Annotated in this window: 15 protein-coding genes; 6 read left to right on the forward strand and 9 right to left on the reverse strand. The window is 46.7% G+C overall.

The window, feature by feature from the left end; translation table 11 throughout:
• Positions 1 to 246 precede the first annotated feature (246 nt).
• A complete protein-coding gene (locus RID53_RS33055; protein ID WP_446392127.1) occupies positions 247 to 1,467 on the forward strand; it encodes a CHAT domain-containing protein in 1,221 nt (406 codons plus the stop codon).
• Between the two features lie 150 nt (positions 1,468 to 1,617).
• On the opposite strand, the gene mltA is transcribed toward RID53_RS33055, so the two are convergent.
• The 8 genes from mltA to RID53_RS33095 all read right to left on the reverse strand — a co-directional run bounded on the left by mltA (position 1,618) and on the right by RID53_RS33095 (position 10,125).
• Positions 1,618 to 2,796, reverse strand: coding sequence for a murein transglycosylase A (gene mltA, locus RID53_RS33060; RefSeq protein ID WP_446392128.1), 1,179 nt, complete (start codon positions 2,794 to 2,796; stop codon positions 1,618 to 1,620).
• 80 nt (positions 2,797 to 2,876) lie between these two features.
• Positions 2,877 to 3,128 (reverse strand): hypothetical protein, encoded by a 252-nt coding sequence (locus tag RID53_RS33065; protein ID WP_446392129.1) that lies wholly within the window; start codon positions 3,126 to 3,128, stop codon positions 2,877 to 2,879.
• 53 nt (positions 3,129 to 3,181) lie between these two features.
• Positions 3,182 to 3,952, reverse strand: a complete 771-nt coding sequence (locus RID53_RS33070) for a hypothetical protein (RefSeq protein WP_446392130.1) — start codon at positions 3,950 to 3,952, stop codon at positions 3,182 to 3,184.
• Positions 3,953 to 4,005: 53 nt separating this feature from the next.
• A complete protein-coding gene (locus RID53_RS33075) occupies positions 4,006 to 4,374 on the reverse strand; it encodes a Mo-dependent nitrogenase C-terminal domain-containing protein (protein WP_446392131.1) in 369 nt (122 codons plus the stop codon).
• Between the two features lie 757 nt (positions 4,375 to 5,131).
• Entirely contained in the window at positions 5,132 to 5,401 is a 270-nt protein-coding gene (locus tag RID53_RS33080) for a leucine-rich repeat domain-containing protein (RefSeq protein WP_446392132.1), read from the reverse strand.
• Positions 5,402 to 5,749: 348 nt separating this feature from the next.
• Entirely contained in the window at positions 5,750 to 7,543 is a 1,794-nt protein-coding gene (locus tag RID53_RS33085) for a ribonuclease J (RefSeq protein ID WP_446392133.1), read from the reverse strand.
• 498 nt (positions 7,544 to 8,041) lie between these two features.
• On the reverse strand, positions 8,042 to 8,926 hold the full coding sequence (dapA, locus tag RID53_RS33090) for a 4-hydroxy-tetrahydrodipicolinate synthase (protein ID WP_446392134.1): 885 nt from the start codon (positions 8,924 to 8,926) through the stop codon (positions 8,042 to 8,044).
• 155 nt (positions 8,927 to 9,081) lie between these two features.
• On the reverse strand, positions 9,082 to 10,125 hold the full coding sequence (locus RID53_RS33095) for an aspartate-semialdehyde dehydrogenase (RefSeq protein WP_446392135.1): 1,044 nt from the start codon (positions 10,123 to 10,125) through the stop codon (positions 9,082 to 9,084).
• 679 nt (positions 10,126 to 10,804) lie between these two features.
• Between RID53_RS33095 and tig the strand changes: the two genes are divergently transcribed.
• From tig to RID53_RS33115, 4 genes are all read left to right on the forward strand, one after another.
• On the forward strand, positions 10,805 to 12,268 hold the full coding sequence (tig, locus tag RID53_RS33100) for a trigger factor (RefSeq protein WP_446392136.1): 1,464 nt from the start codon (positions 10,805 to 10,807) through the stop codon (positions 12,266 to 12,268).
• 219 nt (positions 12,269 to 12,487) lie between these two features.
• A complete protein-coding gene (gene clpP, locus RID53_RS33105) occupies positions 12,488 to 13,213 on the forward strand; it encodes an ATP-dependent Clp endopeptidase proteolytic subunit ClpP (protein WP_446379731.1) in 726 nt (241 codons plus the stop codon).
• Positions 13,214 to 13,223: 10 nt separating this feature from the next.
• Positions 13,224 to 14,564: an ATP-dependent protease ATP-binding subunit ClpX gene (clpX, locus tag RID53_RS33110; protein ID WP_446392137.1), complete on the forward strand. Its 1,341-nt coding sequence runs from the start codon at positions 13,224 to 13,226 to the stop codon at positions 14,562 to 14,564.
• Positions 14,565 to 14,599: 35 nt separating this feature from the next.
• Positions 14,600 to 15,433, forward strand: a complete 834-nt coding sequence (locus RID53_RS33115; RefSeq protein ID WP_446392138.1) for an alpha/beta fold hydrolase — start codon at positions 14,600 to 14,602, stop codon at positions 15,431 to 15,433.
• 457 nt (positions 15,434 to 15,890) lie between these two features.
• On the opposite strand, the gene RID53_RS33120 is transcribed toward RID53_RS33115, so the two are convergent.
• A complete protein-coding gene (locus tag RID53_RS33120) occupies positions 15,891 to 16,496 on the reverse strand; it encodes a Uma2 family endonuclease (RefSeq protein ID WP_446392139.1) in 606 nt (201 codons plus the stop codon).
• 36 nt (positions 16,497 to 16,532) lie between these two features.
• On the opposite strand from RID53_RS33120, the gene RID53_RS33125 reads away from it, so the two are divergent.
• Entirely contained in the window at positions 16,533 to 16,709 is a 177-nt protein-coding gene (locus RID53_RS33125; RefSeq protein ID WP_446392140.1) for a hypothetical protein, read from the forward strand.
• Position 16,710 lies beyond the last annotated feature (1 nt).

The raw sequence follows: 16,710 nt of genomic DNA on the forward strand, positions 1-16,710 counted from the left end.
CTGCAATGCCTGTATTGAAAAATAGCAGGTTTGAGCAAGTAGAGGCATCTTGATAATGCCCATTCGGAATTCGGACAAAGGTTTCTCTGCCGAATCTGATGCGAGAATCTGCGTCTCTTCAGAGCGCAGAATGTCAAAACCACCCCAACCGCTGAAGCTGAACTGACTCAACAAGAAGGCAATTTCACTAATGCGTATGAAAGCTATCTAGGGATTAGTAATACCCAAACGGCTACGCCTGAACAAGTGCAAACGACGCTGAGTCAAATTGAACAACAAACGGGCATAAAACCTGCCCTAATTTACGCCTTCTTTAAATCCCAAACCCCCACTCCCGAAAAACCCAATCCTAAAGATAAAACCGAAATTCTCTGGCAGTTTAACCCGTCCACTCCTCAACGCCAACAACTGTCCAGTAACCCCAATCCTCAACCCAGTGACCAACTGGAACTTGTCCTGGTTACTGCCTCTGGAGACATCATTCGCCGTCCTGTTCCTGGTGCAACACGGGACAAAGTGATGCAACAAGTACAACAATTACGTCGCGCTGTTACCGATGTTCGCATTCCGCGTCCTTATAAAGAGTCGGCACAACAACTCTATGATTGGTTAGTTTCTCCCATTGAAACGGAATTACAAGCCCAACAAATTAATAATCTCAGTTTCGTCATGGATAGTGGCTTACGTTCTCTCCCTATTGCTACACTCTATGACGGAAGCCAATTTATTATCGAGAACTATAGTGTTGGTTTAATGCCAAGTTTTAGCCTCACCGATACCCGTTATGTGGATATCCGAAATGCTACTATCTTAGCCATGGGTGCCTCTCAGTTTGAGGAACAAGCTCCTTTACCGGCTGTCCCAAAAGAGTTATCGATTATTACTAACCAATTGTGGTCAGGTCAGTCTTTTCTGAATCAAACTTTTACTCTAGAAAATCTCAAACAAGCCCGTGCTGACCAACCCTTTGGTATCTTGCATTTAGCCACCCATGGGGAGTTTAAACCAGGAAAAGCCAGTAATTCCTATATTCAGTTTTGGAATACCCGATTAACTCTAGACAAATTACAGGAGTTACAGTTAGATAATCCTCCAGTCGAACTGATGGTTTTAAGTGCCTGTCGTTCAGCGTTAGGGGATGAACAAGCGGAATTAGGATTTACTGGATTAGCGGTACAAGCTGGGGTAAAATCGGCGTTAGGCAGTCTTTGGTATGTGAGTGATACCGGGACATTAGGACTAATGACCACGTTTTACCAACAGTTAAAACAAGCCCCGATTAAAGCTGAAGCCTTGCGACAAGCACAAGTCGCAATGATGCGGGGAGAGGTGGAATTAGAAGGAGATGAATTAGTTACGCCATCGGCGAGAGTAGACTTACCAGAGGAACTACGGAACCAAGGTGATATTAATTTAACTCATCCGTATTATTGGAGTGCGTTTACCCTAGTCGGCAATCCTTGGTAGTTAGGGACTGCTGAATAAGTCTTGTGGTGGGGAGAGGGAATAGGCAATAGGCAATGGGCAATGGGCAATGGGCAATGGGCAATAACCTGTCAAGTGATTCAACTACCCGAAGATATGGACATTGATTTAGCGGCGGCTACCTTTGGATAATCACCTGGAATCTTTCAACAATAAATAATACAGGTTTCCATTCCCACCAATGACGCCAGCGCGATCGCCTGCCAAAACGCCTGTCCCCATAAATATATCCACTCGTCCGGGTCCTTTAATCGCACTTCCCGTATCTTGATCCAGAACATAGCGACTCACCCAACGGGACTCAAGTTGCCCTTGGGTATTAGGATAGGGAATCCGAGTTTGAATCAACGCCAATGCGCCGGGAGGCATTAAGGATTTATCCGTAGCAATCGATCGTTCGGCTGTCACAGGCACTCCCAGACTTCCGGTAGCAGGTGCGCCATTGGTTTCCCGGAAGAAGACAAAACTTTGATTCCGAGGTAAATACTGATCCAGTTCACTGGGAAATTGACGGAAATAATCAATTAACACGGGTAAGGTTAACCCTTCCAGAGGCAACTTGCCATCTTTGACCAATTCTCGCCCCACACTGGTATAGGGGTAATCCGTCTTCCCCGCATACCCAACCGTCATCACACTCCCATCAGGCAATTGCAACCGGGCAGAACCCTGAACATGAATCAAAAATGCCTGGAGGCGATCGCGCAACCAGACGAGTTCTAACCCATACAGAGGACTATTTTCACCAAACCCATCAACACCTTCTAAATCAGCACGAGTCGGGTGAGGCGTTTTCCAGTTATTAAAGTTTGTCGGTAAACGGTAAAGGGGATAGCGATACTCAGCGCTAGGGGTACGACTCGCAGGATAAATCGGTTCAAAGTACCCCGTAAACAAAACCGATCCCTGATCATCATGTCCCACCGACTGATAAACCTCAAACTCGCGATTCACCGCCGCTTGCAGTTCCGCCGGGGAATTGGAGGTGAGCAGAAGTTGACGAAATCGCACCAGGGAACGGCGCACTCGTTCCAGGGTTATCCCTGGGATGGGATAGTTTTGGTAGACGGCGGCGGCTGTCGGCGTCGCCAGATAGCGCAGGCTATGGTCAATTGATTTGAGTAAAGCTTGGCGATCCCCAGGTTGTTCAGGAGTCCCCCAGAGTTGCTCATCGAAGCCGAGGGAATCCAGTGTCACCGCTTCCGTATCAGGGTTTATTGGCTCTAGAGGAACATCGGGAACAGCCAAACTGCTGCCACCAAACAACAATATCCCTAAACTCAGGGAGAGACTCGTGAGTTGTTTTCTCATGCTTGTCCAAACTGTGACGTTCTATGATTAATCATTAGTCATTGGATGGTGTACCAATGACCAATGACAAAGACTTCATTCTAAAAGCGCTCGACGCTACCCCCGAAGATGGGTTCCACCCGAATCGCTAAAACGCTGGAGGGGCGTACCACCATATATTCGCCCTGAATATTTTTAATCGGGACGCTGATAAAGTCATTCGAGGTCGCTTTGGGCATAAGTTCGCTACTGTACCATTTCTGAAACTCTTGAATCGTGGTAAAACGCACCTCTTCCCGGTGACCACCAGCCATAAGAATGTGAACGGCAAACTCGTCTGGAGTTCTAGGCATGAAATTTTCTCCTCAGTCCATCCCAATCATTATCTGTGACGATGAGGGATAAATCACATCAACAGATTAAACCGTTGCAGTAATGTTTCCATTACCACAGGCAAGGTCTTTTGTAAATCCTCAGGTTGGCGAAATAATAACTGCTGATGCTGAGGAACCTCAAAGGGAAACTGTCCCGGTAAGTCTTGGCGTTCCATCTGTACCAGCAAAATTTGTTCTCGGCGCTTACTGGTGAGGGCGTAACCGATTTCGACACAAACTTGGGGATTGGGGATCACTAGAGGGGTCTGTTCTCGGTCTACTTTCGCGATCGCGGTACCATCAGCGACAAATAGCAAACTCTTGCGGATGCGACGCATCTGGGTACTGCTGAGGCGCATTGGTTCACCCGCAGGGCGACGAGACTGTTCTAAAGCGAGGGGGAGACGCGATCGCTGATTAAAGCTTTCTAGGGTGTCATTGAGACTATCCCGTAGCGCTTCACTGGCACGAGAGCATTCATTTTGATAACTCAAAAAGATAATTGGCTCAAGTTGCGCCATCACCTCTTGCTTGGTGAAGTAAATCTCGTGGGAGATCAAATCAATATTAGAAATGGCGTAGCCACCACTCCCTTCGATGTAAAACTCTACTGTTTCCCCATCCAGGTAGCGTCCAAACCATTCCGATTGTTTGACATCCTGACTATCGTCTAAGAAGTCAGCCCTTAACCCTGATTTGAGCAAGCTGTTTTTGCTTAACCGCAAATCGTGAGGGCGTTTCTCCAGTTCTCTAATTGGTTCGTAGTCCTGGAGATACCAGGCTTTCAGAGCAATGATTGCCATGCTGTGTGATCAAGGATTCCGCAGCTAACATTAAAATTCCCAGTCTTGGAATTTTAGCAGTAAGCGGAAATATCTTCACCACATTCATCGGCTAAATAGCACAGCGCCCGGAAGCGTAACCCTACCACTTCGTCATAGAAGGGATTCAGCTTACACAGAGGCGGAATGTGAAACAGGGTATGCCCAAAGAGTTTAATATCGCGCTCGAAGGGACATTGGGCGGGGATCAGATGGCAGATCAAGTGTGCCAGTTGCGGATTATGGACTTCAATTCCATCAATCCACTGTTTAATCGGTTTGAGCAAATCAAACCGTTTTTTCGGTTGGGGAGGTTGGGTTGGGGTTGAGGACGGCTGCTTTGGCTCTATCCAAAACCATTTCGTAAGAATTGGGGTCTTTGTTGTAAAATCAGATACACTCATAAATCGTTCCTGTGCTAGCAACAAATCAACTAAACCACTTGTTATCCACCTACAACTACTCTGGCATTTATACCGGATGAATGTCCGTAAAGGTTTAGTGAAGTTTCAGCGTGAATTTTGCACGTTCTGTAAACTTCTCTACGAACAAAAGCGAGTGGATTCAAGGTGTCTCGGTTCTGTTGGTGATCCCCCAGATATTAAGAAAACTGGGTTCTATAGGCTACTCTAATCAATGAGCAGCGCATCTTAAAAGGAGTATTTATGAGGCGTGACTGGGTTGTCAGTCAATACGCCAGGACGATTGATAAAAAAGCTGATAATTGTCGATTTATCTTCATTATTAAAGCTAGAGTACTGATTTTCATGTTGCCAGAGGCTGAACTTGGGGGCATCCGTAATCTAACTGAAGTTCAGTTCACTCGCAGTAGCGGTGTCCGTGACAGCACTTATAAGGATAACTCATTAAGGTGATTAAGTTAACTGATATATTAGGAAGCGATCGCAAAATCCTTGGGATGGCTCTGGTATCGGCGATTCATCGGTATCCGCTCCATGGGGTCAGGTCAGGTTACCTCTAGTCCTCGCAGGCAATGCAAGGCTCTTGCTTTTTCGTCAAATAGAAACAGTTGAATGTACGACTGGTTAACCAGTTTCCGGATTTTGCTTGAACAGAGCCAATCCATTGCTAAATAGAGTTCATCTTCATCGGCTCCCTCTACTCCCAATTGATACAGTAAACCTCAGATCGCACTCTCTCTCAATCGCAAACATCTGGGGGACTAACTGGGCAAGTTGGCTGTGTGATGGGATTACCTTCAAGGTTAAGCCACACCAAATTTGAAAGTCCTGCCAAAGAGCTGACATCTTTTATTTTGTTGTCGCTGAGGTTAAGCTCAGTCAGATTCGTTAGTCCTGTTAAAGAACTGACATCTTTTATTTCGTTGTCGTTGAGGTAAAGCAAAGTTAGATTGGTAAGTCCGAATAGAGGACTCACATCCGTTATTTCGTTGTCGTCGAGCCAAAGCAAAGTTAGATTGGTAAGTCCAGAAAGTTAATCCGTTTCATTCCTTCCAAAAGAGCTAACGTGCAAAATTGGGATGCTCCCGAAGTTAGCTTGAGTTTAGGCAATGTTTTAAATCAGCGAATTTACACGGATTCAGGTCAAGTCATCGTCCAGCCAGGAAGCTATGCGAGATTTACCTGGAACAACAGAAATGGAACAGGTACTTATGTTTATCGTTTGATTGCTCTAAAAATAATAAGTTGGGTTTCATTGCGTTTTCCCAACCTACAAAATACCAACCCAATAAGATTTGATGGAATCCTATTTACATTGTAGAGACGTAGCATGCTACGTAACTACAGCCGGAATAATCTAAGAAGCCGCCTTAGCCGCTGTACGCTGGCGACGACGCCCTACCCGTTTCACAGGTGCTTCCTCTGGATTTTGTAGTAAGAATACCACTAGAGGACGGCTTTGCAGTTCGCGGCGCGTTAACCGTTCTAAATCCCCCTCAATTTTCTGTTGCAATCCTGTCCAGTCAACTTCTGGTTGTTTTTTGCCATCCAATGACTTGGCAAAGTCTGTCCACTGCTCACTCAATGTGCGCTCAATCCGCTTAATTACTAACTGCTGGAGTAGGGATTTCTCCACACTAGCCACGACACCCCGCAGGTGAATTTCGGGTTGGGCGAGGAGTTTACCCTCCCAACTTACGGCGGCGGCGACAGTCACTACACCGTCTCCCGCTAACTGCTGACGTTCTTTGAGAACTTCATGATGCACGATACCGGAGCGATCCACTAACTCAATACCGGAGGGAACTTGACCGACAATACTAATGCTATCTTCGGTTAATTCCACCATATCCCCGTTATTGGTAATTACCATATTTTCCGCCGGGATACCCATCTTTTGCGCCATTTTGCCATGTTGGATCAGCATCCGATGTTCCCCGTGAACGGGCATGAAAAACTTAGGTCGGGTTAAGGCGAGCATTAATTTATGATCTTCTTGAGCGCCATGACCGGAAACGTGAATTCCTTGATGGCGTCCATAGATAACGTTTGCTCCTTGCATCATCAGGCGATCGATGGTATTGACAACCGCGATCGTATTTCCGGGAATGGGGTTCGCGGAGAAGACTACCGTGTCACCCTCTTGAATTTTCAGTTTCCGGTGTTCCCCTTTGGAAATCCGGGTGAGAGCCGCTAAAGGTTCACCTTGAGACCCAGTGGTAAGAATTAATACTTTTTCTGGGGGTAAACTATTGGCGGCGTGGAGTGGCTCGAATAAGCTATCGGGACATTTTATATACCCCAGATTACGAGCTTGGGCAATCACATTCAGCATCGAACGCCCGACAACAGACACCACTCGGTTTTGTTTTTGTGCCAGATCTAAGATGAGTTGCACTCGATGAACTGATGAGGCGAATGTGGTGACCAGTATTCGTCCCGGTGCTTGGGAGAAAATACGATCCAGATTCGGATAAACGGACGCTTCAGAAGGGGTATGTCCGGGAACTTCGGCGTTGGTGGAATCGCTGAGAAGACAAAGGACGCCTTTTTCGCCATGTTCGGCTAATCGTTGAAAATCAAAGTATTCACCATCGACCGGGGTATGATCGACTTTGAAGTCTCCGGTGTGGACAACGACGCCAATGGGTGTGTGAATCGCGACGGTAAAACTATCGGCAATGGAGTGAGTGTTGCGAATATATTCGACCATAAAGGACGAGCCAATCCGCACCATGTCGCGAGGACTCACGGAATTTAACTTAGTGCGATCGCTAACTCCAGCTTCCTCCAGTTTGCCTTTCAGCAGCGCCATTGCCAATCTAGGTCCGTGAATGACGGGAATATCAAATTGCTTCAGGTGATAGGGAATGCCACCAATATGATCTTCGTGACCATGGGTGACAATCATACCCTTGATTTTATGGCGATTTTCCCGCAAATAGGTCATATCGGGTAGAACGATATTAACCCCGTGCATTTCATCATTAGGAAATCCTAATCCTGCATCTAAGAGAATAATCTCGTCGTTGAACTCGAAAATGCAGGTATTTTTGCCGATTTCATGCAGCCCACCCAAGGGAATTATTTTTAGAGCGGGTGAAGATTTTTTGCTAGTCAATTTGCCTCCTTTGAGAGTTCTATTACTCATTAATTACAACCTTAAACTTGAGTTGAAAATTGCCAATTTCTTAGGAAATAAATTTTAGGCAATAAACTTATCTTATTTAATCTAGGCTAACTCAATTTTGTCAGAAATGGTAGCTTTTCTTATTTGAATTATAAGTGAACCTATCGGAAAGAAAAAACATAAGATGTGATCCATCATTGAGAACGGCTATAAAAATCCAGACCAGAAAGAACAAGAGGGTACCATTCAACATGGTATCCTTGGCTCAATGCCTGCTGTCATTAATTCAACTTGACTCACAAGTTTTATTAAAAAACTGAGTTGGTGTCTAGAGTTTATCGATAAAAACTATGGAATTATCGGTAAATTATCTCTCTAGCACCTGAATGGGCAAGGAGCAGACAATAGGCTACTTTAGCCCAAAAATCAAGAGTAGTTCATAGATAAATGTTTCGTTGTATTCATTTTACGGGAAATTTAACTCTCCTATACATCTACATCAACAACATTGATGACCATTTAAAGTAAAGAAAGGTCTTGGAGAACCGTCTTGACTTGTTGTTCCAATTCCATCGGCAGATCACTTAATGGTGGGCGGGGTGAACCAACGTCCCATCCTTGAAGTTTTAATGCGGCTTTGAGTGGAATAGGATTGGCAGTACAAAACAAGACTTTAAATAACGGAAAAAGCTTTAAGTGAATGTCTCTGGCTAGGTCAGTTTGACCCGCTTGGAAAGCCTGGATCATCTGCCGAAGTTCTAGACCAACAAGATGGGAGGAAACACTGACGACTCCACTTGCCCCTAGTGCTAATAAGGCTAAGGTAAAGGAATCTTCTCCTGAGTAAATAGCAAAATCCGGTGGCGTCAGACGCCGTACTTGACTGCCTTGCTCGAAGCTACCACTCGCCTCTTTAATCGCTACAATATTGGGAATTTCCGCTAAACGGGCAACGGTTTCCGGCTGGAGGTTTTGACCCGTGCGACCCGGTACATTGTAGAGCATTACAGGCAAGTCAGGACTAGATTTGGCAACTGCCTGGAAATGATTATAAAGTCCCTCTTGGGGAGGTTTATTGTAATAGGGAACCACCTGTAATGAACCATCTACCCCCAGTTTAGCGACTTTTTGGGTGGCTGCGATCGCTTCTTGGGTGGAATTTGACCCTGTGCCAGCGATGACCTTGGCTTTCCCCGCCACCGCTTTTTGCACGACCTGAAATAACTGAGACTCTTCCTCCCATGTCAATGTCGGGGATTCACCCGTTGTACCACAGACGACGACGGTATCGGTACCCTGTTCCACTAAATGAGCCGCTAATTTCTCAGCAACCTGATAATTCACACTGCCGTCTTCTTTAAACGGCGTAATCATTGCCGTTAATACACGTCCAAAATTGACCACCCTTCTTTCACTCCTATTTGGTCGTTAGTCATTGGTCATTGGTCATTGGTTATTAGTCATTAGGAATAGAGCTAAAATCAACTCTGAACTAACGACAATAGACACACAACAGCTTTGCCACAGGATAGAACAAAGAACATCAGACCAATGACAAATTAATGAGCCATCATTGCTGTTGCTGGCTTTAACCAATTTCGTTCCACCAACAACTCGGCAATTTGTACAGCATTCAACGCTGCCCCTTTGCGAATTTGGTCACCACTCAACCAAATCTCTAATCCACAGGGATGAGACACGTCTTGTCGAATTCGCCCCACCAGAACATCGTCCTTACCCGTAGCATCTATTGGCATCGGGAAATAGTTCGCCTGCCAATCTTCCACCAGTCGCACTCCTGGTGCATTGGCAAGTAGTTCCTTAGCTGTGGCGACAGACATCGGTTGAGCAAACTCTAGGTTAATCGCTTCTGAATGAGCTCTCAGCACAGGAACTCGAACACAAGTGGCGCTGATACGAATCTGGGAATCATCGAAAATTTTACGAGTTTCGTTGACCATTTTCATCTCTTCCTCACAATATCCCTGATCATTCAAGGGAGAATTGTGCGGGAATAGGTTAAACGCCAAGGGGTAGGGAAAGCTTTCCGTGGGTGGCGTTTGCTCCTGCAAAATGGCTTGAGCTTGGGCTTTAAGTTCTTCCATCGCCCGTCTACCTGCACCGCTAGCTGATTGATAGGTAGCGACGATAATCCGTTGGACAGGTTGCACCTGATGCAGGGGCCAAACGGCTACTGCCATTAATATTGTCGTGCAGTTGGGATTGGCGATAATTCCTTTATGCTTCGCCGCCGCTTCCGGATTAACCTCAGGAATAACCAGGGGGACGTCAGGATTCATACGAAAAGCACTGGAATTGTCAACCACCACAGCTCCCTGCTCAACGGCTTTAGATGCCCAGGCTTTGGATGTTGACCCCCCAGCCGAGGCTAAAACCAAATCAACCTCTTTAAACGAGTCCTCCCCCACGGCTTCCACCAGTAGGGATTCGCCTCGAAACTGGAGAGTCCGTCCCGCCGAACGAGGTGAGGCTAAAAGCTTTAAATGGGTAAGGGGAAAGTTACGGCTTTCTAATAATTCCAGTAACTCGGCGCCGACTGCACCCGTTGCGCCCAGTATAGCAACGCGAACTTGACTAGACAAACGATCTACCTCCAATTTTTTAACACATCGATTCTGTGGACAGTGACTTAACGTAGCCAAAAAAACAATTAAATTTTCTTAAGGTTAAAACATTATTTAAGGGAAATATGTAATCTATATTTTGACAAAATCCATACGATTTGAATAAATGTGATTCTTGTCTTGTGATAACAGGACAGACCTAGGTTTGCGCCAATTGACTGAGATATTACCGTTGGCTTGCCCTTAACGGGACAAATTAACGATAACAGTTCTCGTTCGGAGTTGATGAGTAGGCAGCTCAATTCATATCCCGACTTCAAGAGGTAGCTGGCTACGTCTGCTGGAACAGGCAGTCCAAGTTCTCCTGGCTTCGACAGTGGAAACCTTTTGCCTAGCCTAGCTGGTTTAGGGGTAGATTCGCTGCTGTAGACGCTCTGAATGTACTATCATCAGATACGGAAACCCCGCCCGACCGACTCAATCTATGTCTCTTTTATACCCTGAAACAATGACTAGAACTCAAAATAACTCGTTGTCAGACTAGCATATCATGAGGGGTTTGCATTACCCTCTAAAAGAACTCGATGATCACAAAGCTGTTGAATCATTCGTCATTCATCTCACGCTCTACTGTTGAGTGAGCGTGATGCATCCCCCCGAAAGAGCTAAAATTCAGTTGTCTCCAAAACAAGCGTCAATGAAAGTTACTCAGGAAAAACTCCCCAAGAGCCAACTCGGTCTGGAAATTGAAATTCCTGCCGAAACGACCAAGAAGGTCTACGAGAAGGTCGTGCAAAATCTTGCCCGCTCTGCCAACATTCCTGGGTTTCGCAAGGGAAAGGTGCCGCGTCAAATTTTGCTCCAGCGTCTGGGTCCTGGACGGATCAAAGAAGCGGCGCTGGAAGATTTGGTACAAAACAGTTTACGGGACGCCCTAAGCCAAGAAACCATTGAGGCACTGGGCAACTACCAGCTAGTTTCCACCTTTGAAGAACTACTGAGTCAGTTCCAGCCGGGACAACCGTTAACCTTCTCGGCATCGGTGGATGTACCACCAGACATCAATTTGGGAGACTACGGGAATCTCAGTGTTCAAGCTGAAGAAGTAAAACCCGATCCTGACGCGGTGGATAATTTCTTAGCAGAACGTCAGGTTCAGCACGCCACGCTGATTCCCGTTGAATCGCGCCCCGCTCAAATGGGTGATGTGACGGTTGTGGATTATAAAGGTCGTTTGACACCTGAGGGAGAGGAAGCCGTTGATATTTCTGGCGGTGAGGCGACTGACTTTCAGCTAGAACTCGAAGAAGGACGATTTCTGGCTGACATTGTTCAAGGAATTGTGGGGATGACACCGGGGGAAACCAAAGAGATTCCGGTGACATTTCCGGAGGATTATCCGCGAGAGGATTTAGCCAACCAGAGTGCTGTCTTTACCCTTACCCTCAAAGAACTCAAGGAAAAAGAGTTACCGGAACTCGATGACGACTTCGCCCAAGACATTAGCGAAGAGGAAACTATAACCGAGTTGCGCGAATCCTTAGCCAAACAATTTGCCGAAAAAGCCGAGCAAGAAACCAAAACGAATAAGGAAAACGCTCTGATCGAAGCGCTGGTGGCACAAGTTGAGATTGACCTACCCGAAACCATGATTGAGCGGGAAGTTCAGACGATCTTAACCCAGACGGCGATCCAGATGGAAAACTATGGGATGGATCTGCAGAAAGTATTCACAGCAGAAATGATGCCCCAACTGCGTCAGCGTTCCCGCCCTGATGCGATCGCCCGCCTGCGCCAATCCCTTGCCCTTGAGGAACTGGCGAAACGGGAATCCCTGACTGTGGATGATGAACAGATGGATGCCAAATGTCAGGAAGTGATGAAACAATTGGCAGGGCAAGATGTCGATCCACAACGCTTACGGGAGTTCGTCAAGTCGGATTTGCTCAAAGAGAAAGCGATTCAATGGTTGGAAGAACACGCTACCATTGAACTGGTTCCGGAAGGCTCACTAGAGACCGAAGAAACAACGGATACACCGGAAACTGGCTCTGAGGCAAGTGAAGAGACCGCCGCTCAACCTGAAGCCACGGCTGATCAGGAAAGCGAGGAACCATCACCCACCCCTGATGCTTCTGAGCAAACGGCAGCGAGCGAATAAACTTAGGGGTTGGGGAGTTAACCCAGAACAAGCAGGAGCGATCAGTCTTGGGCAAAAGATTTAATCGCCATCTTCAGCACTTATTGATGTTGCTAAGGCATAATGGTAACTAGAAGTTAACGTGGGTAACTCCCGCCCAAGGCTTCCGGAGAACATCTGTGTTCAAACCTGCCGGGAAAACCATTCACTTGTTGACACAAATACTTTAATCCTTGTTCTATGCTGCAATCCCAGTTCCCTGACTACTCATTTACAAGCTGGAGTTCCCCGGAAATTTACTCTGTTAGTACAAATAGTCATTCAAATTCAAGCAACATCGTCCCGATGGTGGTTGAACAGTCTGGCGTAGGGGAACGGGCGTTTGATATCTACTCGCGGCTGCTGCGGGAGCGGATTGTTTTTCTGGGAACAAGAATCAATGATGTAGTGGCTGACTCGATCATTGCCCAGCTTTTGTATTTAGAAGCCGAAGATCCCACCAAGGATATCCAGCTTTACATTCACTCCCCCGGTGGACCGATTCTTGGACTTGGGGGAGTGATTGCGGGAATGGCGATCTACGACACGATGCAACAGATTCGCCCCGATATTGTCACCATCTGTTTTGGTGCGGCGACGGATATGGGCGTGATTCTACTAACCGGGGGAACCCCTGGAAAACGCATGTCCCTGCCCAATGCCCGGATTATGATGAGTCAACCCCTAGGCGGTGCCCAAGGACAAGCCGTTGACATCGAAATCCAAGCCAAGGAAATTTTATATCATAAAAATCAGCTCAATGAGCTAATGGCGTATCATACGGGTCAACCTTATGAAAGAATCGCCACGGATACTGAGCGCGACTTTTTTCTGTCAGCAGCGGAAGCCAAAGAGTATGGTTTAGTAGACCAAGTTATCTCGCGAGAAAATCTCAAGAGCGAAGCCACCGTCACTTCTATTAAGTAAGAGGCTCCTTATGTCTAAATACGACTCCCATCTAAAATGTTCATTTTGTGGCAAGTCTCAAGAGCAGGTTCGCAAGCTAATTGCGGGACCGGGAGTCTACATTTGCGACGAATGTGTAGATTTATGTAACGAAATTTTAGATGAGGAGTTGCTTGATTCCAGCGCTCCGGCTCCCCAGCAAGTCCCCCGCTCGGAACCCCCACAAAAACGTCGCACTCGGGCATCCGGTTTGTCACTGAATCAGATTCCTAAACCTCGGGAACTGAAAAACTATCTTGACGAACATGTCATCGGTCAGGACGATGCGAAAAAAGTTCTGTCCGTGGCTGTTTATAACCACTATAAGCGCCTAAGTTTTCTTGAAGCCAAGGCAAAGGGCAAAGCTGGAGCAGATGATGCGGTGGAACTGCAAAAGTCGAATATTTTGCTCTTGGGACCCACAGGTTGTGGTAAAACCTTACTGGCGCAAACCTTAGCGGCTGTACTGGATGTCCCCTTTGCCGTTGCCGATGCGACAACGCTGACGGAAGCGGGTTATGTGGGTGAAGATGTTGAGAACATCTTACTGCGGCTGTTGCAGGTAGCAGATTTGGATGTTGAAGAAGCGCAACGGGGAATTATTTATATCGATGAAATTGATAAAATTGCCCGTAAGAGCGAAAATCCTTCGATTACGCGGGATGTTTCTGGGGAAGGGGTTCAGCAAGCGTTACTGAAAATGCTTGAGGGAACCGTTGCCAATGTGCCACCTCAGGGCGGACGCAAGCATCCCTATCAAGACTGCATTCAGATTGATACAGGCAATATATTATTCATTTGTGGTGGTGCCTTTGTCGGTTTAGAGAAGGTGATTGAACAGCGTTTTGGTAAGCGCTCAATCGGCTTTATTCAGCCGGGAGAAGGTCAATCTAAAGAAAAACGGGCGGCGGATTTACTGCGACATTTAGAACCCGATGACTTGGTGAAGTTCGGGATGATTCCGGAATTTATCGGTCGTATCCCCATCGCGGCGGTGGTTGATCCCTTGGATGAAGACGCTCTGATCGCGATTTTGACCCAGCCGCGCAATGCTTTGGTGAAGCAATATCAGAAGTTGTTGAAGATGGACAATGTGCAGCTTGGGTTTACCGAAGACTCGCTGCGAGCTATTGCCCAGGAAGCTTATCGGCGGAAAACAGGAGCGCGAGCGCTGCGGGGTATTGTGGAAGAGTTGATGCTAGAGGTGATGTATGAATTACCCTCACGCAAGGATGTGACTCGCTGTACGATTACGCGGGAAATGGTAGAGAAACGTTCGACAGCCGAACTGCTGCTGCATCCGTCATCCCTACCGAAGCCAGAATCGGCATAAACTTTTATTAGTGGTGGTATCAAAACGAATCAAGAATGCCTCTAGTTAACGTTCGCGGCGTTGATCATTACTACGAGTGGATTGCTACGTCCCAGCCGTTGGATGATAAGCCTGTGATGGTGTTCATTCATGGTTGGGGCGGTTCGGCTCGATATTGGCAAAGTACGGCTGAAGCGCTGTCGGATCAGTTTAATTGTTTGCTTTACGATTTGCGCGGATTTGGGCGATCGCGTCTGCCTTCAGAATCGGTTGGGTTACTCTATGAAATGGAGGACTATGCCGAAGATTTGGCGATACTGTTAGAGATGCTCGCCCTCAAGCGCGTCTATATTAATGCTCATTCCCTGGGTGCGTCGGTGGCGACAATGTTCCTCAACCGCTATCCGGATCAAGTGGAACGGGCAATTTTAACTTGTAGCGGTATTTTTGAATATGAGGAAAAATCCTTTGCCGCGTTTCATAAGTTTGGCGGTTATGTGGTAAAGTACCGCCCCCGCTGGTTTCTGAACATTCCCTTTGCTGGGGCGTTGTTTATGGCGCGATTTTTACATCGTCCCCTACCGGGAACCATAAGTCGGGAATTTTTGGAAGATTTTATCATGGCGGATTATGATGCCGCCTTGGGGACGATGTTAACGTCGGTGAGTAAGTATGCGGCGGAGGTAATGCCATCGGAATTTGCCCAGTTAACTGTACCGACGCTATTAGTGGCGGGGGAATATGATCAGATTATTCCATCTGTTTTGGGACAACGGGCAGCCGCGTTGAGTGAGAAGGTGGAGTATTGGGAAATTCCCGATACGGCTCATTTCCCGATGTTGGAAGCCCCGGATGTTTATCTCCAAGGGGTGCGGCAATTTTTAACTTGATATTTTATACAGGTTGCGCGATCGCGTAATTCACCAGGGCGATGAATTCTATCTCGATTGCATTTCATCTTGTCTTTGACTCAATTCAATAAATTGGGCGCATGTCGGTGCGCCCCTACGGTTTCTGGATAGATGATTGTTGTCAGTAGAACCTGTAGGGTGCGTTAACGAAGTAACGCACCGAACCAACCATCAGAACTCGTCGGGTACTTTAACGAAGTCAAGGCTTACCCAGACACACCAATGATAATGATGAGGTTAAAGGTGCGTTACGCTGTCGCTAACGCACCCTACGAACTGTCATGCATTTAAATTGGGTATTAGTAGCGAGCAAGATGCAAAGCCTGCGGCATGGCTTCGCTAAACGCACTACAAGGATTTCGTCATTATTGACATTAAGGTTTAAATGCCGAACAGCTTATCCCTGACTTCTTCAAGAAGTCGGGGATCTCATTATTCAAGCCGATGGCGATTTAAGGGCGTTGCGAAACTTTTTCGCTGCCTCCAACCGAGAAGTCTGAGCCATCAACACGCAACGGGTGAGCAGGTCAATACTCAGTGTTGCCAGTTCGGGAATTTCGCTGCGGATAATTTTGTCGTAATGATTATCTCGTAGGCGATAGAGGCTGAATAAACCGTCTTGCCAAAACCAGACTTCTGGCACTCCTAATGCCTGATATCGCTTCAGTTTGCTAGTGTCACCACTGGTGACTACAACTTCGATAACCAGATCAGGAATGGATTTGGATGAACCAAAACAGTAAGATTCATCGGCTTGAGCAGAAACGACTCCCTCTCGCTCTTGAGTCATGGAACCCGTGGGTTCAAATTCAATGGCGTTTTCTAGGCAAAATAACCCAATTAAAAAGCCAATGAGCCGACTAAACATTTCATGTTCGCGTCCCGGCATAATAATTTCAATAGTGCTGTTATAGTAAGCCAGTCGAATACCCGGAGAGTTGGCAAAACCAGCCTGAATTAGCTTAAATTGTTCCCAGGTAATGCTGGAATACACAATACGTTGATCGGTGGAAGGTGGAGTGAGAAGGGGAACTTGGGTCATAGACGTACTATCACCGGGCGAACATTGTATTATTTTATGATAACGAAGCAAGGGTGTTGGACTGGAATAGAAACGTGCGATCGCACTACAGCACAACTCGTAGAACCTGTAGGGTGCGTTAACGAAGTAATGCACCGAACCAACCATCTGGGTGATTCCAGAGGTGGCTTTAGCGATGAGCGATCGCGTCACGTCTTTGCTCTCTACTCCTGAC

Origin of the sequence: Coleofasciculus sp. B1-GNL1-01 (genome assembly GCF_040220235.1) — a bacterium.
In the GTDB taxonomy this organism is placed as follows: Bacteria; Cyanobacteriota; Cyanobacteriia; order Cyanobacteriales; family Coleofasciculaceae; genus Coleofasciculus.